This is a genomic window from Streptococcus sp. ZY19097 (genome assembly GCF_040731245.1).
In the GTDB taxonomy this organism is placed as follows: domain Bacteria; phylum Bacillota; class Bacilli; order Lactobacillales; family Streptococcaceae; genus Streptococcus; species Streptococcus orisratti.
This window is the reverse complement of sequence record NZ_CP160400.1, coordinates 2,446,699-2,471,215: the sequence shown is the minus strand read 5'-3', so window position 1 is coordinate 2,471,215 and position 24,517 is coordinate 2,446,699. Positions and strand designations below refer to the sequence as shown.

Sequence of the window (24,517 nt, the reverse complement as noted above, 5' to 3'; positions counted from 1 at the left end):
TTCAGTCGCTTTCTTGTCGCCCTTGGTATCTTAAACATGATTACACGTTATTCACGCCCTGAGATGGCGAACATTTGGAGCGAGGAAAACAAGTACCGTGCTTGGTTGGAAGTGGAAATTTTGGCTGATGAGGCTTGGGCTGAGCTGGGGGAGATTCCTAAGGAGGATGTGGCCAAGATTCGCGAGAAGGCGGATTTTGATATTGACCGCATTTTGGAGATTGAACAGCAAACGCGCCACGATGTGGTGGCCTTTACCCGTGCGGTTTCTGAGACGCTGGGTGAGGAGCGCAAGTGGGTGCATTTTGGGCTGACTTCAACGGATGTGGTGGATACGGCTTATGGCTACCTCTACAAGCAGGCTAATGACATTATTCGCAAGGATTTGGATAATTTCCTCAATATCATCGCTGATAAGGCTAAGGAGCACAAGTTTACAATCATGATGGGGCGTACCCACGGTGTCCATGCGGAGCCAACGACTTTTGGTCTCAAACTTGCGACTTGGTACAGTGAAATGAAGCGGAATATCGAGCGTTTTGAACATGCTGCCGCTGGTGTGGAAGCTGGGAAAATCTCTGGTGCTGTTGGTAACTTCGCTAATATTCCACCATTTGTTGAAGCTTATGTGTGTGAAAAACTTGGTATTCGCCCGCAGGAGATTTCAACCCAAGTCTTGCCACGTGACCTTCATGCAGAATACTTTGCAGTGCTAGCCAGCATTGCCACATCCATTGAACGTATGGCAACAGAAATCCGCGGTCTGCAAAAATCTGAACAGCGTGAGGTGGAAGAGTTCTTTGCCAAAGGTCAAAAGGGTAGCTCGGCCATGCCTCACAAGCGCAATCCCATCGGCTCTGAGAACATGACGGGTCTTGCTCGCGTCATCCGCGGTCACATGGTGACAGCCTATGAAAATGTGTCCCTCTGGCACGAGCGTGATATTTCCCACTCATCAGCGGAGCGCATTATCACGCCTGATACGACCATTCTCATTGACTACATGCTCAACCGCTTTGGCAATATCGTCAAGAATCTGACGGTCTTCCCAGAAAATATGAAGCGCAACATGGGCTCTACCTTTGGATTGATCTTCAGCCAGCGTGCTATGCTGACCTTGATTGAAAAAGGCATGACCCGCGAAGAGGCTTACGACCTTGTTCAGCCTAAAACGGCGCAGTCTTGGGACAATCAAGTAGACTTCAAACCGCTGCTGGAAGCAGACCCAGAAGTCACTTCCCGCCTGAGCCAAGACGAAATCGACGAAATCTTCAACCCAGCCTACTATACCAAGCGTGTCAATGAAATCTTTGAGCGCATTGGGCTTGGAGATTAATTAGCATAAACTAAAAATTCTAGAGTTTGAAATGCAGACTTAAAGTTAGGCACAGATCCTAACCATTTTGCAATTTATTTAACTCTAGAATTTTTTTGTATAAGTGATTTAATTTTGAATTGTTTGAAAATTATAGCAATGTTTCTTTCAGAAAATGAAAATGTATGTTACAATTATTTAAATAAAACTTAAAACTCTGTCAGAGAGGGGATGATTATGCTTAGTGATTTTGGAGTTAAGGTCCGACAGTTAAGAGAATCAAAAGGAATTGCGAGAGAAGAGTTTTGCGGAGATGAAACTGAACTTTCAGTTCGGCAGCTAGCAAGAATAGAAACTGGATCGCTACCGACCTTGTCGAAAGCTCAGTTTATAGCGAAGCGACTGGGTGTTAGTCTTGGAGAATTGACAGATGGGGAGAGCTTAGAACTTCCAGATCGTTATAAAGAATTGAAATACTTGATTTTACGAACACCAACATATATGGATTCAGAGAAACTCAAAATTCGTGAAGAACAGTTTGATGAAATTTATGAGGATTATTATGATAAACTACCAGAGGAAGAAAAACTGATGGTTACTTTTATTCAATCCAAATTTGAAGTATATCAAACTGGTAATGTTGATTTTGGAACAGAAGTAATCAAAGATTATTTTAATCAGTTAAAAAAGAGAAAGTTATATAAATTAAATGACCTAGTTTTGATAGAACTTTTTCTCCTTTGTTCGGTTGTTTCCAATTTTGATAATACAATTTTTGATGAGATATTTTATGAAAAAATAAAAACTAGTCTTATCAATCAATCACAAACTTTACCTATAGAGGATTTATATTTGTTGAATAGCATCTTGCTTGTTTGTGCAGATGTATCAGTTCGATTACAGCGATATGATGATCTGGATAGGATATTACTGATAAGCCATCAGATAATGACAAAAATTCAGGATTTTCAAAAAATGCCCATTTATTATATGCTAAAATGGGAATATTGTTGGTTTGGCTTGAATGATTTTAAACAAGCTGAAGAATGTTATAAACAGGCTATTTTATTCGCTGGAGTAATAAACGGTGACTATCTTGTAAATAAGTTAGAAGAAGAATGGAGAAAATTAGTATCCAAAATAAATTAGCGAGGCAACATGACATTTTTGTTTCAAACTCTTTAATTTGTATCAGTGATTTTGGGATTAAGGTTCGACAGTTAAGAGAATCAAAAGGAATTGTGAGAGAAGATTTTTGTGGAGATGAAACCGAATTGTCGGTTAGGCAATTAGCAAGAATAGAAACTGGATCGCTACCGACCTTGTCGAAAGCTCAGTTTATAGCGAAGCGACAAAAAGCTAATGGAAGAATAGTATGAAGTGTCACCAAATTTAGTATAACTTAAGAATAATCAGGAGAATTTTTGAATGATAAACCAATTTGGAGAAAAAGTTAGGTATCTAAGAGAGCAAAGAGAAATTACGCGAGAAGAATTTTGCGGAGATGAAACCGAACTCTCAGTTAGACAATTAGCCAGAATTGAGACGGGTTCCCTACCTAATTTATCAAAAGCACAGTTCATTGCAAGTCGATTAGGAGTTCAACTTGGAGAGTTGACAGATGAAAAAAGTTTAGAGCTTCCAAAGCGATATAAAGAACTAAAGTATCTGATTTTGAGGACTCCTTTGTACGCGGAACCTGAAAGAATTAAAACACGTGAGGAACAACTTGATGAAGTTTCAGAAGTATTTTATGACACTCTTCCAGAGTATGAGCAATTGGTTATTGATTGTCTGCAAGCAAAGCTTGATATACATATGAGTAATAATATTTCCTTTGGTTTAGGTATTATAGACGATTATTTTGAACAAATAACTAAAAAAAATAATTATAGTTTAAATGATTTAGTTGTTATAGACATTTATTTTATGAGCATTATATCGGAAATTAAAAAAGGGGAGTCTGCTAGTCTTAAAGACTTCAATAAACTTGTTAATAATTTAATTGAACAGAGAGACAACTTCAATATAGAAACATTATTTGTTTTAAATAATTTACTTATACATGCTTGTGGGGTCTATCTGGAAATTGCTAATATTGAAAAAATTGAGATGCTTATAAAAATTTGTGAGCGTATCATGTCTAAGATTCAAGACTTTCAAAAATCTCCTATTTTGAATATGATTGAATGGAAACTAAGTTTACAACTATTAAAAGATAAGAAACGAGCAGAAGCTTGTTATAGCAAAGCGTTGCTTTTTTCTAATATAATGGAAGATGAATATTTAGAGACAAAATTACAAGAAGAATGGCAAAAAGATTGTGCAACATGACAAAAATGTCATGTTGCTTTTTGGTAATAAAAGATATACTAAAAAATGTAAATAATAAAAATTTGGAGGACCCAAAATTATGAAAAATTGGAAACAATATCGACTTTATCTAGTTCTTGCGACAGCTATTTTTGCTAAGAATGCTAGCTTACTAGGAGATTTCTTTTGGTGGAATCTTTGATTTACTACTATGTAAATATGCAAAACATTAAACTTTTTATACCATAACAAAAAAGGAGTCACATATGTCAATTTTAGAACCTGTATTCACAAGTAAAGTGCTTTTATATAAGAGATCGTTTTTCGCTAATCAAGGCAGTTTTTCAAGGGGATACTGACTGTATTTTGAAAAAAATTAACGATGAGTAGCTGAAAAACTATCCTTAGATGGAAGTACTGAACACAGTTATGAGTTCATTATAGCAAAAGTAGTCTTTTAGGCTATTTTTTTGTATAATATTTTTATGACTAGAATTTTAGATAATGATGTAATGGGTGATGAAGAATTTGTTGAACGTACGCTTCGTCCTCAGTTTTTAAAAGAATACATTGGACAGGACAAGGTTAAAGATCAACTTAAGATTTTTATTGAGGCTGCTAAGCTACGCGATGAGTCGCTAGATCATGTTTTACTTTTTGGGCCCCCAGGGCTCGGTAAGACGACGATGGCTTTTGTTATCGCCAATGAATTAGGAGTAAATCTAAAGCAAACCTCTGGACCTGCAATTGAAAAAGCAGGTGACTTAGTTGCTATTTTGAACGATCTTGAACCAGGAGATGTCCTTTTTATTGATGAAATTCACCGTATGCCGATGGCTGTTGAAGAAGTGCTGTATTCAGCCATGGAGGACTTTTACATTGACATTATGATAGGGGCAAGTGACACTAGTCGTAGTGTTCACCTTGATTTACCACCTTTCACACTCATTGGAGCCACGACACGAGCAGGCATGTTGTCTAATCCTTTGCGGGCGCGTTTTGGAATTACGGGTCATATGGAATACTACGAAGTGGAAGATTTAACAGAGATTGTTGAGCGAACCGCAGCGATTTTTGAGATGGAAATCGTCCATGAAGCTGCGCTAGAATTAGCACAACGTAGCCGAGGGACTCCGCGAATTGCTAATAGACTACTCAAGCGTGTCCGTGACTATGCTCAGATTATGGGAGATGGCGTCATCACTGCGGATATTACTGATAAGGCTCTCAATATGCTGGATGTTGATCATCAGGGCTTGGATTATGTTGACCAAAAAATCCTTCGAACCATGATTGAGATGTATAATGGCGGCCCTGTTGGTCTAGGCACTCTGTCTGTCAATATTGCTGAAGAACGTGATACAGTTGAGGACATGTATGAGCCATACCTTATTCAAAAAGGATTTATCATGCGAACAAGAACCGGTCGGGTAGCAACTGCCAAAGCTTATGAACACCTAGGTTACCCTTTGTCAGACAAGAGTTAAACGTTATTTTATCCAGTGAGTAGAGGTTAAATTCTGATTTTACAAATCAACGCTATAGTCTTTCGGTTTGCTTTTAGTAGACAATAAGCTGTTGGCACTACTGCAGTACGGTGATGCGAGTTAATGACGTAATAAAAACTATAAAATATAAGGAGCTAGGCATGTTTGTTCTAGCTTTTTGATATAAAAACGCATCCCTTTGAAATCTTTGATTAATTTGAATGTAACATACGATTAAATTTTGTTATAATGAGAGTAAGATTATCATTTTGAATTAGGAGATTGTGATGAAGCAAGTCGTTTTTGTTTGTCTGGGGAATATCTGCCGTAGTCCCATGGCTGAGTTTGTCATGAAAGATCTTGCAAAAGGGTACGATATTCGCGTCGAAAGTCGGGCAACATCGAATTGGGAACATGGGAACCCTATTCATCCAGGCACGCAGAGAATTTTCAAAAGACATGCCATTGCTTTTGATCGTCAAAAACGTTCTCAGCAAATTAGCTTGAAAGATTTAGAAGTTTTTGACTTGATTATCGGTATGGACGATGAAAATGTTGCGGATTTGCAACGTCTCTCTCAAGGAAAATATGATGATAAGATAGTTATTTTTAGGAAAGATGGCGTCCCAGATCCGTGGTTCACTGGTGATTTTGAAGAGACCTATGATTTGGTCAAAACTGGCTGTGAAAAATGGCTAGCGCAACTACTGTCATGAAAATAAGGAAAAAGAAAATGAAAAAAATAAACTTAACACGAGGACGCATAGAGTTACTTGCTGTACTGGTGATACTATGTTGCGGACTGTCGGTCTTAACCGTAAACCAGAAGTCTAAAGCAACCCTCCGTTATAACCACGGAAAGCTTGTTTATACAGGTTATGTCGTTAACCACCGTATGAACGGCAAAGGGAAGCTGACTTATGAAAATGGTGATGTTTATGAAGGTCAATTTGTCAATGGTGTCTTTGACGGACAAGGTACTTTCACTTCAAGCACAGGTTGGTCATATAAAGGAGACTTTAAAAATGGTCAAGCTGATGGGCAAGGGACACTAGTAGCACAAGATAAAAAGGTTTATAAAGGAACCTTTAAACAAGGGATTTATCAAAAATGAGAATAAAATGGTTTTCACTGGTACGTGTAACAGGACTTTTGCTAGTTCTACTCTATCACTTCTTTCAAAATACTTTTTCAGGGGGATTTATTGGTGTTGATATTTTCTTCACTTTTTCTGGGTACCTGATAACAGCGCTTTTGATTGATGAATATGCAAAAAGCGAAAAAATTGATTTGCTAGGATTTCTTAAGCGACGTTTTTATAGAATTGTGCCGCCGGTAGTCTTGATGATACTGATTGTTATGCCGTTTACGCTTTTGGTGCGTGATGACTTTCGTGCAAGCATTGGTCAACAAATTGCATCAGTTTTAGGATTTACGACAAATTTCTATGAGATGATAACTGGTGGCAATTATGAAAGCCAGTTTATCCCGCATTTATTTGTTCACACTTGGAGTTTGGCTATTGAGGTACATTTTTATCTCATTTGGGGAGTTTTACTTTGGATTTTGACAAAAAGGAATGTAGGTTCTAAACAGTTTCGGGGGTTAGTTTTTGTTCTTTCAACAGGCTTGTTTCTTGTCAGCTTTTTGTCTATGTTTATCAGAAGTTTTTTTGTTGAAAATATTTCGATGATTTATTTCTCAACACTCTCTCACAGTTTTCCTTTTTTCCTAGGCGCGATGTTTGCGACTATGTCAGGTATCAACGAGACTACCAAACGATTTGAGAAAAATATTGTTCTTTGGCCAAGAAAGCGTGTGATTACAGTCATGGCAACAAGTTTTGCTCTCCTTTTGCTCCTGACCTTTTTGCTTGATTTTAATCATCAATTTACTTATTTATTTGGGTTCATACTAGCGAGTCTCTTTGCTAGTGTCATGATTTATGCAGCGCGTGTTTTACATGAACAAACTTCAAATGTTCGCGAACCCAAGATAATCACGTTTTTAGCAGATATTTCCTATGGTATTTATCTTTTTCATTGGCCTTTTTACATCATCTTTGGTCAGTTAGCTAACAACTGGCTTGCAGCTTTAACAACAACTATTTTTTCTCTTGTCTTTGCTAGCTTGTCCTATTATGTGATTGAACCCTACATTGTTGGGAAAAAGCCAAATCTATTTGGTTTACAATTAGATCTCAGTCCATATAAAAAATGGCTTTTTGGGACGGCTGGGGTGTTAACCATTATCACGATAGCAACCGCTGCTATTGCTCCTAAAGTTGGTAAATTTGAAACCAATCTATTAGTTGATTCTCTTCAACAAGCCCAGAATAATATGAATCGTACCCATACTTTAGCAGCTGGGGACGCCTCAGCTTTAAGCAATGTCAGTGTGATAGGAGATTCAGTTGCCCTAAGATCATCGTCAGCTTTTGCGAGTCTTTTACCAGAAGTTCAGTTGGACGCTGCAGTCAGCCGTAATTTTAGTGAAGCTTTTAACATTTTTAAAAACCAAATTGATTCAAACACTCTATCTAAAACCACTGTTTTGGCGGTAGGTGTCAATTCTTTGGGGAACTATCAAGACGACTTACAGCAATTTATTGATGCTTTGCCTGACGGTTATCGCTTGGTTCTTGTTACTCCGTACAATGCTGGAAACGATGCTGCGGTAGCTGAGGTTAGAGATTATGAGCTGAGTTTGGCTAAAACATATTCTTATGTTACTGTCGCAGATTGGTACAAGGTTGCTGTTGAAAATCCAGCCATCTGGTCTGAAACAGATGGCGTACACTATAGTGATAGTGACAGCACGGGGGCAGATTTATATGTTAAAACTATCCAGAAAGCTATTCAAAAAGCAGCTAAACGCTCAGCTAAGGGTGAGTCTTAGCGTTATAAAAGTTCACTGAAAGGTGGGCTTTTTAATATTGAAAATCAAACTCAGACATTATTGATTAGATGACTTTAAGCTTTATCTGTGTTGGCGTCGTCCATTATAATTTTGATTTTCTTTGAGTATCAGGAAAAGGCTTTAAAGGTATGTAGAATGGTAGGCAAAAAGTTTGAAAAAAAATTCACAAATTTTATGTGAAATGGTTTACAAAAAAAAATATTGTGATATAATGAACATGTAATAAAAATTGTGAAACATTTAACAAGGTGTTTCTAAAGGAGAAAAATATGGCTGAAAAAACTGTTACACCAGAAGAAAAACTTGCTCAAGCTCAAGCACACGTTGATGAACTTGTTCAAAAAGGTCTTGTTGCTCTTGAAGAGTTCCGTAAACTTAATCAGGAACAAGTGGATTATATCGTGGCAAAAGCTTCTGTAGCAGCTCTTGATGCACACGGAATCTTGGCAGCACATGCGGTTGAAGAAACCGGTCGGGGTGTCTTTGAAGATAAAGCAACTAAAAATCTTTTTGCCTGCGAACATGTTGTTAACAATATGCGTGGCGTTAAGACAGTTGGTGTCATTGAAGATGATCCGATTACAGGATTGACTAAAATTGCTGAACCAGTCGGTGTTATCTGTGGGGTAACTCCAACAACTAACCCAACTTCAACTGCAATCTTTAAATCATTGATTGCTCTCAAAACTCGTAATCCAATTGTTTTCGGTTTCCACCCATCAGCTCAAGAATCATCAGCGCATGCGGCTAAAATTGTTTATGATGCTGCGGTTAAAGCTGGAGCGCCTGAAAACTGTATCCAATGGATTACAGAGCCTTCTATTCAAGCAACAAACGCTTTGATGAACCACGATGGTATTGCGACTATCCTTGCGACTGGTGGTAATGCTATGGTTCGTGCCGCTTATTCATGTGGTAAACCAGCTCTTGGGGTAGGTGCTGGTAACGTTCCTGCTTATGTTGAAAAATCAGCTGATATTCGTCAAGCTGCTCATGACATTGTGATGTCTAAATCATTTGATAATGGTATGGTCTGTGCCTCTGAACAAGCTGTTATCATTGATAAAGAAATCTATGATGACTTTGTTGAAGAGTTCAAATCATATAAAACTTACTTTGTTAACAAGAAAGAAAAGGCTCTTCTTGAAGAATACTGCTTTGGTGTAAAAGCAAATAGCAAAAACTGTGCAGAAGGTAAATTGAATGCTGATATCGTTGGTAAACCAGCTGCATGGATTGCAGAACAAGCAGGTTTCAAAGTTCCAGAAGGAACTAATATTTTGGCTGCTGAATGTGCAGAAGTTGGTGAAAAAGAACCATTGACTCGTGAAAAACTTTCTCCAGTTATCGCTGTTCTTAAAGCAGAAGACACTGAAGACGGTTTGAACAAAGCACGTCAAATGGTTGAATTCAATGGTCTTGGACACTCAGCTGCTATCCATACAAAAGACGAAGCTCTTGCAAAACGTTTCGGTACTGAAATGAAAGCAATGCGTATCATCTGGAACTCACCATCAACATTTGGTGGTATCGGTGATGTTTATAATGCTTTCATTCCATCATTGACACTTGGATGTGGTTCATACGGACGCAACTCAGTTGGTGATAACGTATCTGCTATCAACCTTCTTAATATCAAGAAAGTAGGGAAACGTAGAAATAATATGCAATGGTTTAAAGTTCCTTCAAAAATCTACTTCGAACGTAACTCAATTCAATACCTTCAAACTTGTGAAGATATTAACCGTGTTATGATTGTTACAGATAAATCTATCGAAAAACTTGGTTTTGTACAACGCATTATTGATCAACTGAACCTTCGTGCTAACAAAGTAACTATCCAAGTGTTCTCAGATGTTGAGCCAGATCCAGACATCACAACAATCCGTCGTGGTACAGAAGTAATGCGTCAATTTGAGCCAGATACCATTATTGCACTTGGTGGAGGGTCACCAATGGATGCAGCCAAAGGTATGTGGATGTTCTACGAACAACCAGAAGTTGACTTCAGCGACCTTGTCCAAAAATTCATGGATATCCGTAAACGTGCCTTCAAATTCCCATCTCTTGGTAAGAAAGCGAAATATATTGGTATCCCAACAACATCTGGTACAGGATCAGAAGTAACACCATTTGCTGTAATCTCTGATAAAGCTAATAACCGTAAATATCCATTGGCTGACTATGCCTTGACTCCAACAATTGCTATTGTTGACCCAGCTTTGGTTGAATCAGTTCCTGCCTTTATCGCAGCTGATACAGGTATGGATGTTCTGACTCACGCAACAGAAGCTTATACTTCGAACTTTGCCAACGACTACACTGATGGTCTTGCTCTTCAAACCATCAAATTGGTCTTCAAATACCTTGAAAAATCTGTTAAAACAGCAGATCCTGAAGCACGCGAAAAAATGCATAATGCTTCTACAATGGCAGGTATGGCCTTTGCCAACGCCTTTCTCGGTATGAGCCACTCTATGGCCCATAAGATTGGTGGGGTACACCACACTATCCACGGTCGTACAAATGCTATCTTGCTTCCATATGTTATCCGCTACAACGGAACTCGTCCATCTAAAACAACAACATGGCCTAAATATAACTATTGGAAAGCAGATGAAAAATTCCAAGACATCGCTCGTATGTTAGGATTGCCATGTTCAACTCCAGAAGAAGCCGTTGAAGCTTATGCTAAGGCTGTTTACGATCTTGGAGTAGCTGTTGGTATTAAGATGAACTTCAAAGATCAAGGTATTGATGAAAAAGTTTGGAAAGATAGCTTGCATGAAATTGCTCTTCTTGCTTATGAAGATCAATGTTCACCTGCTAACCCACGCTTGCCAATGGTAGCTGACATGGAAGAAATCATGGCGGATGCTTACTATGGTTACGCAGAACGTCCAGGACGTCGTAAATAAGTTTTCAGTTATAATTCTCCCTAAAAAAGCTGAGACCTGAGGTCTTGGCTTTTTTATAACACTATATGTCATTAATTATTTGAAAAAAATCCCAAGAAAACCTTTACATTGTTCAGGCTAAGCGCTATAATAAATGTGACATAAGATGTAACAAACAAAGGGGGTAAGGAGATGGCTGAGCGCTTTTATGAAGTGTTAGCAATTGTTTGGATTTTCATTGCAGGAATGGATCCACGTTGGGGAAATTAAAGGTATTGGCGCTATTCCTAGGAATGGCGTTTTTGTATCAGAGTTTAGGACAAGGAATTTTGTGAGGGATTAAAAGTGAAGTGTGATAGCTGTTTGTTTCAAGAAAGTGTTATCTTCTTCTAAGGGCTGTTACTAGCTAATAGGCTTGAAAAATAGGGCTCCTCTGACACAAAAGGCTATTTCCATAAAACCAAAAGCACAAAGTATTAGCGACAACCCAATCATAAGAATAGAAATTTATTGAGAAAATTCTCAAATTTTCTGATAATTATGGTATAATGCTAAAAAGACTATCTAAATAAAGAGGATTTATCATGACGCTTGTTTACCAATCAACCCGTGACGAAAACAATCGAGTAACAGCTAGCCAGGCGATCTTGCAAGGTTTAGCGGCAGATGGAGGACTGTTCACTCCTTTAACAACGCCGCAAGTGGCACTTGACTTTGATAGACTCAAAAGTGCTTCTTACCAGGAAGTGGCCAAGTTGGTTCTCTCAGCCTTTTTGGATGATTTTACAGAAGAGGAACTCGACTACTGCATTAGCAATGCTTATGATACCAAATTTGATACGCCAACCATTGCTCCTTTGGTAAAGTTGGGTAATCAATACAATCTAGAACTTTTTCATGGGTCAACGATTGCCTTTAAAGACATGGCACTATCCATCTTGCCTTATCTATTGACAACATCAGCGAAGAAACAAGGTGTTGATAATAAGATTGTGATTTTAACGGCTACATCGGGTGATACAGGAAAAGCTGCTATGGCTGGTTTTGCTGATGTTCCGGGAACAGAAATCATTGTCTTCTATCCAAAAGACGGTGTCTCAAAAATCCAAGAGCTACAAATGACAACACAAATTGGCGCCAATACCCACGTTGTAGCTATCGATGGAAACTTTGATGATGCTCAGACAGATGTGAAACGTATGTTTAATGATACTGATTTGCGCGATAAATTGCTGGCGCACAAAACTCAGTTTTCTTCTGCAAACTCAATGAATATTGGTCGCCTAGTGCCTCAAGTAGTCTATTACGTTTATGCTTATGCTCAGCTAGTTAAATCTGGCGATATTCAAAATGGTGATAAGGTTAACTTCACCGTGCCAACAGGAAATTTTGGAAATATCCTAGCTGCGTACTATGCGAAACAAATTGGAGTTCCAGTCAACAAACTTATCTGTGCCTCTAATGAAAATAATGTTCTGACAGATTTCTTTACAACAGGAACCTATGATAAAAAGCGATCTTTCAAGGTTACCACAAGCCCATCCATGGATATTCTTGTGTCTTCGAACTTGGAGCGTCTGATCTTCCATCTTTCAGGAAATAACGCAGCTAAAACCAAGCAACTTATGGATAATCTTACAACAACAGGTGAGTACACGCTTGGTGATGTTAACCAAGATATTTTAAATCTATTTGCCGCAGGATTTGCAACCGAAGAAGAAACGGCAACCGAAATCAAGCGAGTTTATGATGAGTGTAGCTATGTTGAAGATCCCCACACGGCTGTTGCATCTAGGGTTTATCAGAGCTACGCAGCTAAGACAGGAGATAAAACACCAACAGTCATAGCCTCGACAGCGAGTCCATACAAATTCCCGCGTGTAGCTGTGTCTGCCATCACAGGTAAAGACAGTGGTGATGATTTTAAAGCTGTTGAAGCATTGCACCAACTTTCTGGTGTAACTATTCCTGCTGCGGTTGATGGGTTGGATAGAGCCATAGTTCGCCACAAAACGGTTGTTGCTACTGTTGATATGCAAAAAGCTGTGGAAGAGTACTTGGGTCTCTGATTTTAATTTTTGTTAGAGGTTGATAGAACCTCGTCTTTGACACATCTGAAAAAGAGGGCTTGGAATACTAAAGTTTCCAAGCCTTCCTTTCGTTTAGAAGGGACAGTCAGAGAAATCATACTTTTCTTCATTTCGTTGATTCAATTTGAAAGGTTATATGAACAATAAGAGAACACTTTTAAATATTGCTCTACCTGCTATGGTAGAAAATCTTCTTCAAATGCTCATGGGCCTTGTTGACAGCTATATTGTATCTCAAATCAGCCTGATTGCAGTATCAGGGGTTTCGGTAGCCAATAATATCATCAGCATTTATCAAGCGCTTTTTATTGCATTAGGGGCTGCTATATCTAGTCTTATTGCTAAGAGTCGTGGTGAAAAGAATATCTCGAAGCAGTTTTATTATCAAGTTCAGGGCTTGCTTGTCACTATAATAATAAGTTTTATATTGGGCATTGTCACAGTTTTCTTCGGGAAAAATCTACTAGCCCTGTTCGGGATGGAAAAAGCTGTAGCTGATTCTGGAGGCTTGTATCTTAAAATTGTTGGTGGGCTGATAGTCAGTCTTGGTTTGTTGACTACTTTAGCTTCATTTTTGCGAGCACAAGGGAAAACACGCCTACCAATGTATGTCAGCTTCTTAATTAATCTCGTTAATGCGCTTTTATCGGCCTTAGCTGTCTTTGTCTTTGACTGGGGAATTGTTGGAGTTGCTAGTGCTACGGTACTTTCGCGCTTTATAGGTATTGCATTACTAGGTAGTCAGCTTCCTGTAAAGAAAATTCTTGAGAATTTGACTCTTAGTTTAGATAAGAATTTGCTCACGCTTTCTCTACCAGCGGCTGGTGAGCGGCTTATGATGAGAGCTGGTGATGTAGTTATCATTGCTATTGTTGTTCAATTTGGGACAGAGACTGTAGCTGGGAACGCGATTGGGGAGAGCTTGACTCAGTTTAATTATATGCCTGGTCTGGGGATGGCAACTGCAACAGTTATTCTTGTGGCACACTACTTGGGAAGTGGTGATTATTATGAATTGAAAAAGATTGTGCGAGAATCATATCTTATTTCAGCCTGCCTCATGATTATAGTTGGCTTGCTAACCTTTTTGTTTGGAGATTACTGGACTAGTTTCTTTACAGAAAATAGCGGAGCACGACAGGCTAGTCTCGTTGTTCTATTCTATTCATTTATTGGTGGGCCAGCGACAGCGGGAACTTTGATTTTCACGGCAGTATGGCAAGGACTGGGCAATTCTAAAATGCCTTTTTATGCAACAAGCTTTGGTATGTGGTTTGTTCGAATTCTTTTGGGATATGTGTTAGGCGTTACGCTTAATCTAGGGTTATCGGGTGTTTGGTTAGCAACTCTAGTGGATAACTTTTTTCGCTGGGGATTTCTATATATAAAATACATGAGAGTTGGCAAGAACTTTTAACACTTAAGGTTGTGCAAAATTGTGTATATGAAGATACGCCTCGCTGCCCCCCTTATTAAAATTGGAAATATTATCGCGATAGTCCTTTAGCATTTTCATACTGATTAAAAATCAGAAATAGCTACCTGGAAGTGATTGGATATATTTAAAAATGAACAATTACACGATTGATGGAATCTTTTGTCACGGTAAAAGGGTATGATTTGTGATGATAGTTATAAGTTTGTTATTTTTGATTTTGGTTGAGTATCATTACTCTCTCTTTGCCAAGAGGAATAGGCATCCGCAAAGTAAAAGTTAATGTTAAGATCTTCTGCCAAGGGATAACAAGCAAATTCCGTTTCTCTGTCAGATGTAAAGGTCCTCAGAAATTTTTTCGGTATGCTGTGACATAGCACTTGGATGGCTGAGAACATAGATTTTGAAGTGCAATCAGGTATCTTAAATGCCTAAGTACAAGCGTGTCTTCGATCGATAAAAGTCGCCAAACACCCTTTACTTTTTCCACGAGAGGAGACGACAGTGACCAACGGTCTCTTTTGTTTTAACTTCTCTAGGGCGTTTAGAAATGGAGATACCAATGGTAAATTTTCCACGTGTTTCTTGAGGATTTCAGCTTTTCCCTTTACGTCTTAAAGCAGACAAATCATAATCAGTCACCCCCTATATAAAGCCAGTTATAAATGGTTTTAAAGGACACCAGGGGCTTATGTTTAAGCTGATAGCGGCCACAAATTTGTTCTGGGGACCAGGAAGACTTCAGTCGTTCTTCAATTTCCTGTATTAACTCAGAAGTCCAACTAGATTTTCTTCCCTTCTGCTTAGCCAGTCGCTCATAGTGTTTTTTGTGCGTATGGTACAGAGTAAGTACCATTACAACGCGTTAATTCTCTTGAAAGTGTTGATTTGTGAACTCCTAATTTTCTTGCTATTTGGATTGGTTTGAGACCTAATTCTAGATAAGTATCTATCTTAATGCGCTCTGTTGTGGTAATATGATGAGTAGCTCATAGGTTTCTCCTGTGTTCTGTTTAGTGTGGTTACTTACAGTTTACACGAGTTTGAACTCTATGAGTTTTTTAGGGCTCTTTTCTACCATTTGTCAAGTATATCAAGGTGCGAAGCACACCGTGCGCATGAAAACATTCTTCTCTCCTTTTGCACCTAATGCAACTACTTTAGTCCTAATATCGATTTTGTATCTTCATCTTTATCCTTGATTTCCAAATAATTGTGGCAAATAATCCTCCAAATGGACAGAAATATAGCGGTGTTTGCGGCGATAGCTCAGCTTTTCCTTAGGAAATGTCATAGTTTGTAAAAGATGAAGACAGACCTTACGAATAGCGTTCAGATTGAAAGCTACTCGTTTATCTAAGGTTTGGTTCTTATCTTCTCGGTAAACCACATCTAACAACCAATGCAGGCTCTCAACCGACCAATGACCACGAACTACCTGTGAAAAAGTCTGCACATCACCCTTGAAACTGAGGATAAAGTAACGAACTTCTTCCGTGATGATACCGTCTTTATCAATGGTATTCTTAGTCATCCCAATCCCACGAAGGTTCTGCCATTTTGGGTGTCGTTGGCTCAGCCATTTTACATCTTGAGAAACCCAGTAATCCCTCCCCTCAATCTGACTGCGTGCCTTTTCGATGGTCTGATAATGACAGCCTTTCTCTGTCAACTTAGATAATAATTTGGCATCACTAAAATAAAGGTCAATATCCTCATGGAGAGTACCTTGATTTCCTTTGACTGCCAAACAATAATCTCCTTTGCCCCTTATAATCACATCCGCAATGTCTGTCTGAGTTCCCATGGCATCAATCGTGACAACACTCTTACGAAGGTCTAGCTGACGTAAGAGGCGAGGAATGGCTGTAATTTCATTGCTTTTATCCTCAACAGCTACCTGTCCAAGGCTAATCCGATTAACACCGTCATAAGCAGTGACAATATGAGTAGGAGATTGGTGTTTTCCTCGGTTCCCCCGAATCGTTTTTCCGTCAACGGCAATCAATTTGGAAAAATCAGTTGTTTCTGAAGAGGTTTCGAAGGACAGCTGACACTCCAGCCAACGTACCAGATTAGTCCATCTTTTTCCACGTTTCAATCCCTGCTAATTGACAAGAGAACACTAGAAAGAGAATAGTAGATAAGGGATAGCGGATTTTCCATGCTTGACGGCTATCATACTCTTCTTTGTGCTATTCTATGGATAAAAGAAAATCAATCATTGTAGTTCTCCTTAATTCTGGTTTACTACTTTGATTGATTTTTGTTTATGGTTGCCATTTGCTAAAAACAAAATTTTCTTCATGCGTTTGTCGTGTCGTTTCGTCATGCCCTTTTATATCTAAAATTAGTGACAAAAATAAGGTAGCAGCCTCAAAATAGCTACTGTCATGCTTTATTTTTTTGCTTAAAGCCTTGATAGACTTGACAAATGGTAGAAAAAGCCTCCTAAAACGATAAAATAGAAGTGGTTTCCCCGCCGCCCAATCTTATCATAAAGGAGGTCTCTTATGGGAAAGGATAATAAAAGTTTATCACATACACGTTGGAATTGTAAATATCATATTGTTTTTGCTCCCAAATATCGTCGTCAAATCATCTATGGCAAATACAAGCCGAGTATCGGCAAGATTGTTCGAGATTTGTGTGAGCGAAAGGGATTGACAATCCATGAAGCGAATGCTTGCTCGAATCATATTCACATGTCAATAAGCGTTCCCCCAAAACTAAGTAGGTTTTATGGATTATTTAAAGGGAAAAAGTAGTCTTGTGATTTTTGACAAGCATGCTAATCTGAAATACTAAGTAAGGAAACAGAAGTACGAACGAGATAAACAGATTCTACAAGAGCGAAATTCCTATTCTAAAACAGATCCTGATGCGACATTTATGCGGATGAAAGAGGAAAGAAACAGTCTGGGGAGAGACTGTTTCTTCACGAGCCTTGAAATAAAAGAGCGAGTATGAGGAATGGCCAGTTCAAGCCTGGTTACAACTTTCAACTTGGTACAAACAACCAGTTTGCCTTGGCTTACGGATTGTATCCGAATCCAACTGACACTCGTACACTCAAACCTTTTCTTCAATCCATCCAAACCTTAGAACTCTTTCAACACATTGTCGCGGATGCAGGTTATGGTAGTGAAGAAAATTACAGCTTTATCCTTGATGACCTAGAGAAAACACCTCTGATCCCCTACGGAACATATCAGAAAGAGCAGAAGAAAAGCTATAAGAAGAGTGATGCCAATCCTGATAACTGGACCTACTTAGAAGATTCTGACCAGTGGATAAAACCAGATGGGGTTGTCTACTCGTTTAAGAATTATTCACGAAGAACGGAGCAGAATGGATTTGAGAAAGATATTAAGATTTACGAAGCTGATCCTGTACAAGCTAGCGAGGAATTGGACCAGTTAGCACGGACAGAGAAAGGAAACCTCAAACAAATTCAGTATAATCCTACGTAGAACTATTTCAAGAACTTAGTCAAAGAGGAATTGACAAGTAAAGAGGGAGCTCGCATTTATGCCAAACGCAAGGTGGATGTCGAACCTGTATTTGGTAGGATGAAGGGTGTTTTTTGGCGTGCGCAGAGTGCATGTCAGAGGTCAAAAGGTGGTTGAAACTGAGATAGGATTCCTCCTAATGAGCATGAATCTCACGAAATTGGCGAAGAAATTAGTCCAAGATAATAGAAACAAAAAGAAAAATACAGACAGTTCGGCTGGATTTCATCAAAATCAGCTTGAATCTATCTGTGTTTTTTATTTACTGGCTAGTTTTTGCCCAGCCTCAGTTCGGGAAAGTGGTGCGCGAGGAAGCTAATTTCTAGTTCCCGTCCTTCCAGAAGTTAATCTGAGAAAACTGCATAAAACCAACAGGATTTAGTCTCAGTCTAATTTCCAGTTTTGGTGTTAGACTAGAACTTACTTTGAGAATTTAGGAACTTACTTTGAGAATTTAGGAGGAAAAAAATAGTTGACAAAAGCACAAGAAGTTTGCTATACTGACATAGCTGTCAAACAGGAAGTCACTACGGAAGAAAAAAAGTTAAAAAAAGTAGTTGACAAGTTAGAAGAAGTTTGATAGAATAAAGAAGTTGTCTCGAGAGAGGCGAAGACCTTTGAGAACTGAACAAGAAGACGAACCAAACGTGCGGGTTACGGAAGTAACCTGTCAAGAAACAATAAGTCAGCAATGACACGAGCGCAAGCTCAAACTTTTAAATGAGAGTTTGATCCTGGCTCAGGACGAACGCTGGCGGCGTGCCTAATACATGCAAGTAGAACGCTGAAGTCTGGTGCTTGCACCGGATGGATGAGTTGCGAACGGGTGAGTAACGCGTAGGTAACCTACCTCATAGCGGGGGATAACTATTGGAAACGATAGCTAATACCGCATAATAGTCTTTAACTCATGTTAGAGGCTTGAAAGGGGCAATTGCTTCACTATGAGATGGACCTGCGTTGTATTAGCTAGTTGGTGAGGTAAAGGCTCACCAAGGCGACGATACATAGCCGACCTGAGAGGGTGATCGGCCACACTGGGACTGAGACACGGCCCAGACTCCTACGGGAGGCAGCAGTAGGGAATCTTCGGCAATGGGGGGAACCCTGACCGAGCAACGCCGCGTGAGTGAAGAAGGTTTTCGGATCGTAAAGCTCTGTTGTTAGAGAAGAACGTGTGTGAGAGTGGAAAGTTCACACAGTGACGGTAACTAACCAGAAAGGGACGGCTAACTACGTGCCAGCAGCCGCGGTAATACGTAGGTCCCGAGCGTTGTCCGGATTTATTGGGCGTAAAGCGAGCGCAGGCGGTTCTGTAAGTCTGAAGTTAAAGGCAGTGGCTTAACCATTGTACGCTTTGGAAACTGCAGGACTTGAGTGCAGAAGGGGAGAGTGGAATTCCATGTGTAGCGGTGAAATGCGTAGATATATGGAGGAACACCGGTGGCGAAAGCGGCTCTCTGGTCTGTAACTGACGCTGAGGCTCGAAAGCGTGGGGAGCAAACAGGATTAGATACCCTGGTAGTCCACGCCGTAAACGATGAGTGCTAGGTGTTAGGCCCTTTCCGGGGCTTAGTGCCGTAGCTAACGCATTAAGCACTCCGCCTGGGGAGTACGACCGCAAGGTTGAAACTCAAAGGAATTGACGGGGGCCCGCACAAGCGGTGGAGCATGTGGTTTAATTCGAAGCAACGCGAAGAACCTTACCAGGTCTTGACATCCCAGTGACCGTCCTAGAGATAGGATTTTTCTTCGGAACACTGGTGACAGGTGGTGCATGGTTGTCGTCAGCTCGTGTCGTGAGATGTTGGGTTAAGTCCCGCAACGAGCGCAACCCCTATTGTTAGTTGCCATCATTGAGTTGGGCACTCTAGCGAGACTGCCGGTAATAAACCGGAGGAAGGTGGGGATGACGTCAAATCATCATGCCCCTTATGACCTGGGCTACACACGTGCTACAATGGCTGGTACAACGAGTCGCAAGTCGGTGACGACAAGCTAATCTCTTAAAGCCAGTCTCAGTTCGGATTGTAGGCTGCAACTCGCCTACATGAAGTCGGAATCGCTAGTAATCGCGGATCAGCACGCCGCGGTGAATACGTTCCCGGGCCTTGTACACACCGCCCGTCACACCACGAGAGTTTGTAACACCCGAAGTCGGTGAGGTAACCTTTTGGAGCCAGCCGCCTAAGGTGGGATAGATGATTGGGGTGAAGTCGTAACAAGGTAGCCGTATCGGAAGGTGCGGCTGGATCACCTCCTTTCTAAGGAAAATAACGGAAGCACGTTTGGTTGGATCTTGTTTAGTTTTGAGAGGTCTTGTGGGGCCTTAGCTCAGCTGGGAGAGCGCCTGCTTTGCACGCAGGAGGTCAGCGGTTCGATCCCGCTAGGCTCCATTGAATCTACGGATTCAAGTTTGATCATTGAAAATTGAATATCTATCAAATTCCATATAGAAATATATGAAATAGTAACAAGAAAATAAACCGAAAACGCTGTGACAATTTAATGAGTTTTCTAGTTTAAAAAACTAGTTTAATAAGGTTAAGTTAATAAGGGCGCACGGTGGATGCCTTGGCACTAGGAGCCGATGAAGGACGTGACTAACGACGAAATGCTTTGGGGAGTTGTAAGTAAGCGCTGATCCAGAGATGTCCGAATGGGGGAACCCACTAGCTGATGGCTAGTATCCCTACCTGTTAAGGGTAGAGGAAGGAAGACGCAGTGAACTGAAACATCTAAGTAGCTGCAGGAAGAGAAAGCAAAAGCGATTGCCTTAGTAGCGGCGAGCGAAGAGGCAGGAGGGCAAACCAGAGAGTTTACTCTCTGGGGTTGTAGGACTGCAATATGGACTTAAAGAGTATAGAAGAACTACCTGGGAAGGTAGGCCAAAGAGAGTAATAGCCTCGTATTTGAAATAGTCTTTATACCTAGCAGTATCCTGAGTACGGCGAGACACGTGGAATCTCGTCGGAATCTGGGAGGACCATCTCCCAACCCTAAATACTCCCTAGTGACCGATAGTGAACCAGTACCGTGAGGGAAAGGTGAAAAGCACCCCGGGAGGGGAGTGAAATAGAACCTGAAACCGTGTGCCTACAACAAGTTCGAGCCCGTTAATGGGTGAGAGCGTGCCTTTTGTAGAATGAACCGGCGAGTTACGTTTACGTGCGAGGTTAAGTTGAAGAGACGGAGCCGTAGGGAAACCGAGTCTGAATAGGGCGAATGAGTACGTGGACGTAGACCCGAAACCATGTGACCTACCCATGAGCAGGTTGAAGGTGCGGTAAGACGCACTGGAGGACCGAACCAGGGCACGTTGAAAAGTGCTTGGATGACTTGTGGGTAGCGGAGAAATTCCAAACGAACTTGGAGATAGCTGGTTCTCTCCGAAATAGCTTTAGGGCTAGCGTCGACATTAAGAATCATGGAGGTAGAGCACTGTTTGGGTGAGGGGTCCATCCCGGATTACCAATCTCAGATAAACTCCGAATGCCATTGATTTATGGTCGGCAGTCAGACTGCGAGTGCTAAGATCCGTAGTCGAAAGGGAAACAGCCCAGACCACCAGCTAAGGTCCCAAAATATATGTTAAGTGGAAAAGGATGTGGGGTTGCACAGACAACTAGGATGTTAGCTTAGAAGCAGCTATTCATTCAAAGAGTGCGTAATAGCTCACTAGTCGAGTGACCCTGCGCCGAAAATGTACCGGGGCTAAAACATATTACCGAAGCTGTGGATACCTTTTATAGGTATGGTAGGAGAGCGTTCTATGGGTGATGAAGGTGTACCGTGAGGAGCGCTGGAACGCATAGAAGTGAGAATGCCGGTATGAGTAGCGAAAGATGGGTGAGAATCCCATCCACCGTAAGACTAAGGTTTCCAGGGGAAGGCTCGTCCGCCCTGGGTTAGTCGGGACCTAAGGAGAGACCGAAGGGTGTATCCGATGGCCAACAGGTTGATATTCCTGTACTAGAGTATGAAGTGATGGAGGGACGCAGTAGGCTAACTAAAGCGTGCGATTGGAAGTGCACGTCTAATCAGTGAGGTGTGGTATGAGTAAAATGCTTATACCTATAACATTGAGCTGTGATGGGGAGCGAAGTTTAGTAGCGAAGTTAGTGACGTCACACTGCCGAGAAAAGCTTCTAGCGTTGTATCATACTCTACCCGTACCGCAAACCGACACAGGTAGTCGAGGCGAGTAGCCTCAGGTGATCGAGAGAACTCTCGTTAAGGAACTCGGCAAAATGGCCCCGTAACTTCGGGAGAAGGGGCGCTGACTTTAAGTCAGCCGCAGTGAATAGGCCCAAGCAACTGTTTATCAAAAACACAGCTCTCTGCTAAATCGTAAGATGATGTATAGGGGGTGACGCCTGCCCGGTGCTGGAAGGTTAAGAGGAGTGCTTAGCGTAAGCGAAGGTATGAATTGAAGCCCCAGTAAACGGCGGCCGTAACTATAACGGTCCTAAGGTAGCGAAATTCCTTGTCGGGTAAGTTCCGACCCGCACGAAAGGCGTAATGATTTGGGCACTGTCTCAACGAGAGACTCGGTGAAATTTTAGTACCTGTGAAGATGCAGGTTACCCGCGACAGGACGGAAAGACCCCATGGAGCTTTACTGCAGTTTGATATTGAGTAACTGTACCACATGTACAGGATAGGTAGGAGCCTAGGACATCGGGACGCCAGTTTCGATTGAGGCGTTGTTGGGATACTACCCTTGTGTTATGGTTACTCTAACCTAGATAGGTGATCCCTATCGGAGACAGTGTCTGACGGGCAGTTTGACTGGGGCGGTCGCCTCCTAAAATGTAACGGAGGCGCCCAAAGGTTCCCTCAGACTGGTTGGAAATCAGTCGTAGAGTGTAAAGGTATAAGGGAGCTTGACTGCGAGAGCAACAACTCGAGCAGGGACGAAAGTCGGGCTTAGTGATCCGGTGGTACCGTATGGAAGGGCCATCGCTCAACGGATAAAAGCTACCCTGGGGATAACAGGCTTATCTCCCCCAAGAGTTCACATCGACGGGGAGGTTTGGCACCTCGATGTCGGCTCGTCGCATCCTGGGGCTGTAGTCGGTCCCAAGGGTTGGGCTGTTCGCCCATTAAAGCGGCACGCGAGCTGGGTTCAGAACGTCGTGAGACAGTTCGGTCCCTATCCGTCGCGGGCGTAGGAAATTTGAGAGGATCTGCTCCTAGTACGAGAGGACCAGAGTGGACTTACCGCTGGTGTACCAGTTGTCTTGCCAAAGGCATCGCTGGGTAGCTATGTAGGGAAGGGATAAACGCTGAAAGCATCTAAGTGTGAAGCCCACCTCAAGATGAGATTTCCCATGATTTTATATCAGTAAGAGCCCTGAGAGATGATCAGGTAGATAGGTTAGGAGTGGAAGCATGGTGACATGTGTAGCGGACTAATACTAATAGCTCGAGGACTTATCCAAACTAAGTAATGAGAACGTAAAGAAAAGCGTAGGATTTTAGAAAATCAACGCGGAAGTCGTTGAGACTTTAAGGCGATTTGTCTAAATCACTAGCTTTTTAGTTCGAATACAATTCATAAAATTCAACGACGTCAGTATTGACAGCGTACGGTTTTCTTGATAGAGTATAGATATTCAATTTTGAGTGGTCAAACCATTCGATAGTTAAGTGACGATAGCCTAGGAGATACACCTGTTCCCATGCCGAACACAGCAGTTAAGCCCTAGTACGCCTGATGTAGTTGGGGGTTGCCCCCTGTGAGATAAGGGAGTCGCTTAGCAATAGGGAGTTTAGCTCAGCTGGGAGAGCATCTGCCTTACAAGCAGAGGGTCAGCGGTTCGATCCCGTTAACTCCCATGAAAGCGGGTGTAGTTTAGTGGTAAAACTACAGCCTTCCAAGCTGTTGTCGCGAGTTCGATTCTCGTCACCCGCTTTAGATTTATTTATTAAATTTATCCCAAAAATTTTTGGGCGCATAGCTCAGCTGGTTAGAGCGCACGCCTGATAAGCGTGAGGTCGGTGGTTCGAGTCCACTTGTGCCCATATGTATGGTCCGTTGGTCAAGGGGTTAAGACACCGCCTTTTCACGGCGGTAACACGGGTTCGAATCCCGTACGGACTATATAATTGGAGGATTACCCAAGTCTGGCTGAAGGGAACGGTCTTGAAAACCGTCAGGCGTGTAAAAGCGTGCGTGGGTTCGAATCCCACATCCTCCTTAGAATTAATATTGTTATCGCGGGATGGAGCAGCTAGGTAGCTCGTCGGGCTCATAACCCGAAGGTCGTAGGTTCAAATCCTGCTCCCGCAATTTAATTTGAGAGTTGGCTCGGTAGCTCAGTTGGTAGAGCAATGGATTGAAGCTCCATGTGTCGGCGGTTCGATTCCGTCTCGTGCCATTTTTCTGGAAGGGTAGCGAAGAGGCTAAACGCGGCGGACTGTAAATCCGCTCCTTCGGGTTCGGGGGTTCGAATCCCTCCCCTTCCATACTACGGGCATAGTTTAAAGGTAGAACTAAGGTCTCCAAAACCTTCAGTGTGGGTTCAATTCCTACTGCCCGTGTTAT

At 41.3% G+C, this 24,517-nt stretch carries 10 protein-coding genes, 10 tRNA genes, 3 rRNA genes and 5 pseudogenes; 26 read left to right on the top strand and 2 right to left on the bottom strand.

The annotated features are described in order from the left end of the window. Positions 1-36 precede the first annotated feature (36 nt). The 11 genes and pseudogenes from purB to ABZ559_RS12385 all read left to right on the top strand — a co-directional run bounded on the left by purB (position 37) and on the right by ABZ559_RS12385 (position 14,437). A complete protein-coding gene (gene purB, locus ABZ559_RS12435) occupies positions 37-1,335 on the top strand; it encodes an adenylosuccinate lyase (RefSeq protein WP_367006627.1) in 1,299 nt (432 codons plus the stop codon). A 216-nt stretch (positions 1,336-1,551) separates the two neighbouring features. After that, positions 1,552-2,463 carry a helix-turn-helix domain-containing protein gene (locus ABZ559_RS12430; protein WP_277291087.1) on the top strand — a complete coding sequence of 304 codons (912 nt, stop codon included), beginning with the start codon at positions 1,552-1,554 and terminating at the stop codon, positions 2,461-2,463. Positions 2,464-2,504: 41 nt separating this feature from the next. Next, positions 2,505-2,666, top strand: a pseudogene (locus tag ABZ559_RS12425) (helix-turn-helix transcriptional regulator); the annotation flags it as partial. 76 nt (positions 2,667-2,742) lie between these two features. Continuing rightward, entirely contained in the window at positions 2,743-3,648 is a 906-nt protein-coding gene (locus ABZ559_RS12420) for a helix-turn-helix domain-containing protein (protein WP_277291088.1), read from the top strand. A gap of 464 nt (positions 3,649-4,112) precedes the next feature. After that, positions 4,113-5,114: a Holliday junction branch migration DNA helicase RuvB gene (gene ruvB, locus ABZ559_RS12415; RefSeq protein ID WP_367006625.1), complete on the top strand. Its 1,002-nt coding sequence runs from the start codon at positions 4,113-4,115 to the stop codon at positions 5,112-5,114. A gap of 287 nt (positions 5,115-5,401) precedes the next feature. Continuing rightward, positions 5,402-5,830: a low molecular weight protein-tyrosine-phosphatase gene (locus ABZ559_RS12410; RefSeq protein ID WP_273402539.1), complete on the top strand. Its 429-nt coding sequence runs from the start codon at positions 5,402-5,404 to the stop codon at positions 5,828-5,830. A gap of 17 nt (positions 5,831-5,847) precedes the next feature. After that, positions 5,848-6,228 (top strand): membrane protein, encoded by a 381-nt coding sequence (locus tag ABZ559_RS12405; protein ID WP_018375427.1) that lies wholly within the window; start codon positions 5,848-5,850, stop codon positions 6,226-6,228. Next, complete coding sequence (locus ABZ559_RS12400) at positions 6,225-8,012, top strand: acyltransferase family protein (protein ID WP_367006623.1); 1,788 nt, start codon at positions 6,225-6,227, stop codon at positions 8,010-8,012. The genes ABZ559_RS12405 and ABZ559_RS12400 overlap by 4 nt, the downstream gene beginning before the upstream one ends. Positions 8,013-8,302: 290 nt before the next feature. Next, positions 8,303-10,951 carry a bifunctional acetaldehyde-CoA/alcohol dehydrogenase gene (adhE, locus tag ABZ559_RS12395; RefSeq protein ID WP_367006621.1) on the top strand — a complete coding sequence of 883 codons (2,649 nt, stop codon included), beginning with the start codon at positions 8,303-8,305 and terminating at the stop codon, positions 10,949-10,951. Positions 10,952-11,514: 563 nt separating this feature from the next. Then, positions 11,515-12,999 carry a threonine synthase gene (gene thrC / locus ABZ559_RS12390; RefSeq protein ID WP_367006620.1) on the top strand — a complete coding sequence of 495 codons (1,485 nt, stop codon included), beginning with the start codon at positions 11,515-11,517 and terminating at the stop codon, positions 12,997-12,999. 157 nt (positions 13,000-13,156) lie between these two features. Further along, on the top strand, positions 13,157-14,437 hold the full coding sequence (locus ABZ559_RS12385; protein WP_367006618.1) for an MATE family efflux transporter: 1,281 nt from the start codon (positions 13,157-13,159) through the stop codon (positions 14,435-14,437). A 248-nt stretch (positions 14,438-14,685) separates the two neighbouring features. On the opposite strand, the pseudogene ABZ559_RS12380 reads toward ABZ559_RS12385, so the two are convergent. Together ABZ559_RS12380 and ABZ559_RS12375 are read right to left on the bottom strand one after the other, a co-directional pair. Then, positions 14,686-15,432 (bottom strand): annotated as a pseudogene (locus tag ABZ559_RS12380) (IS30 family transposase); the annotation flags it as partial. A 215-nt stretch (positions 15,433-15,647) separates the two neighbouring features. Beyond that, a pseudogene (locus ABZ559_RS12375) lies at positions 15,648-16,680 on the bottom strand (ISAs1 family transposase). Positions 16,681-16,968: 288 nt separating this feature from the next. Between ABZ559_RS12375 and tnpA the strand changes: the two are divergent. The 15 genes and pseudogenes from tnpA to ABZ559_RS12300 all read left to right on the top strand — a co-directional run. Then, positions 16,969-17,260, top strand: a pseudogene (gene tnpA, locus ABZ559_RS12370) (IS200/IS605 family transposase); the annotation flags it as partial. Positions 17,261-17,266: 6 nt separating this feature from the next. Beyond that, positions 17,267-18,293: pseudogene (locus tag ABZ559_RS12365) on the top strand (transposase); the annotation flags it as partial. 390 nt (positions 18,294-18,683) lie between these two features. Beyond that, positions 18,684-20,231 (top strand): 16S ribosomal RNA (locus ABZ559_RS12360). A gap of 59 nt (positions 20,232-20,290) precedes the next feature. After that, positions 20,291-20,363: transfer RNA gene (locus tag ABZ559_RS12355), tRNA-Ala, on the top strand. Positions 20,364-20,509: 146 nt separating this feature from the next. Beyond that, positions 20,510-23,411 (top strand): 23S ribosomal RNA (locus ABZ559_RS12350). Between the two features lie 204 nt (positions 23,412-23,615). Beyond that, positions 23,616-23,731, top strand: a 5S ribosomal RNA gene (rrf, locus tag ABZ559_RS12345). Together the 16S, 23S and 5S rRNA genes with 10 tRNA genes alongside form the textbook arrangement of a ribosomal RNA operon. A gap of 4 nt (positions 23,732-23,735) precedes the next feature. After that, positions 23,736-23,808: transfer RNA gene (locus tag ABZ559_RS12340), tRNA-Val, on the top strand. Positions 23,809-23,813: 5 nt separating this feature from the next. Then, positions 23,814-23,884, top strand: a tRNA-Gly gene (locus ABZ559_RS12335). Between the two features lie 36 nt (positions 23,885-23,920). Further along, positions 23,921-23,994 (top strand) — tRNA-Ile (locus ABZ559_RS12330). 7 nt (positions 23,995-24,001) lie between these two features. Continuing rightward, positions 24,002-24,073 (top strand) — tRNA-Glu (locus ABZ559_RS12325). A gap of 7 nt (positions 24,074-24,080) precedes the next feature. Then, positions 24,081-24,170: transfer RNA gene (locus ABZ559_RS12320), tRNA-Ser, on the top strand. A gap of 18 nt (positions 24,171-24,188) precedes the next feature. Next, positions 24,189-24,262 (top strand) — tRNA-Met (locus ABZ559_RS12315). Positions 24,263-24,277: 15 nt separating this feature from the next. After that, positions 24,278-24,350, top strand: a tRNA-Phe gene (locus ABZ559_RS12310). Between the two features lie 7 nt (positions 24,351-24,357). Next, positions 24,358-24,438: transfer RNA gene (locus ABZ559_RS12305), tRNA-Tyr, on the top strand. A 4-nt stretch (positions 24,439-24,442) separates the two neighbouring features. Beyond that, a tRNA-Trp gene (locus ABZ559_RS12300) sits at positions 24,443-24,513 on the top strand. The last annotated feature ends 4 nt before the right edge of the window (positions 24,514-24,517 follow it).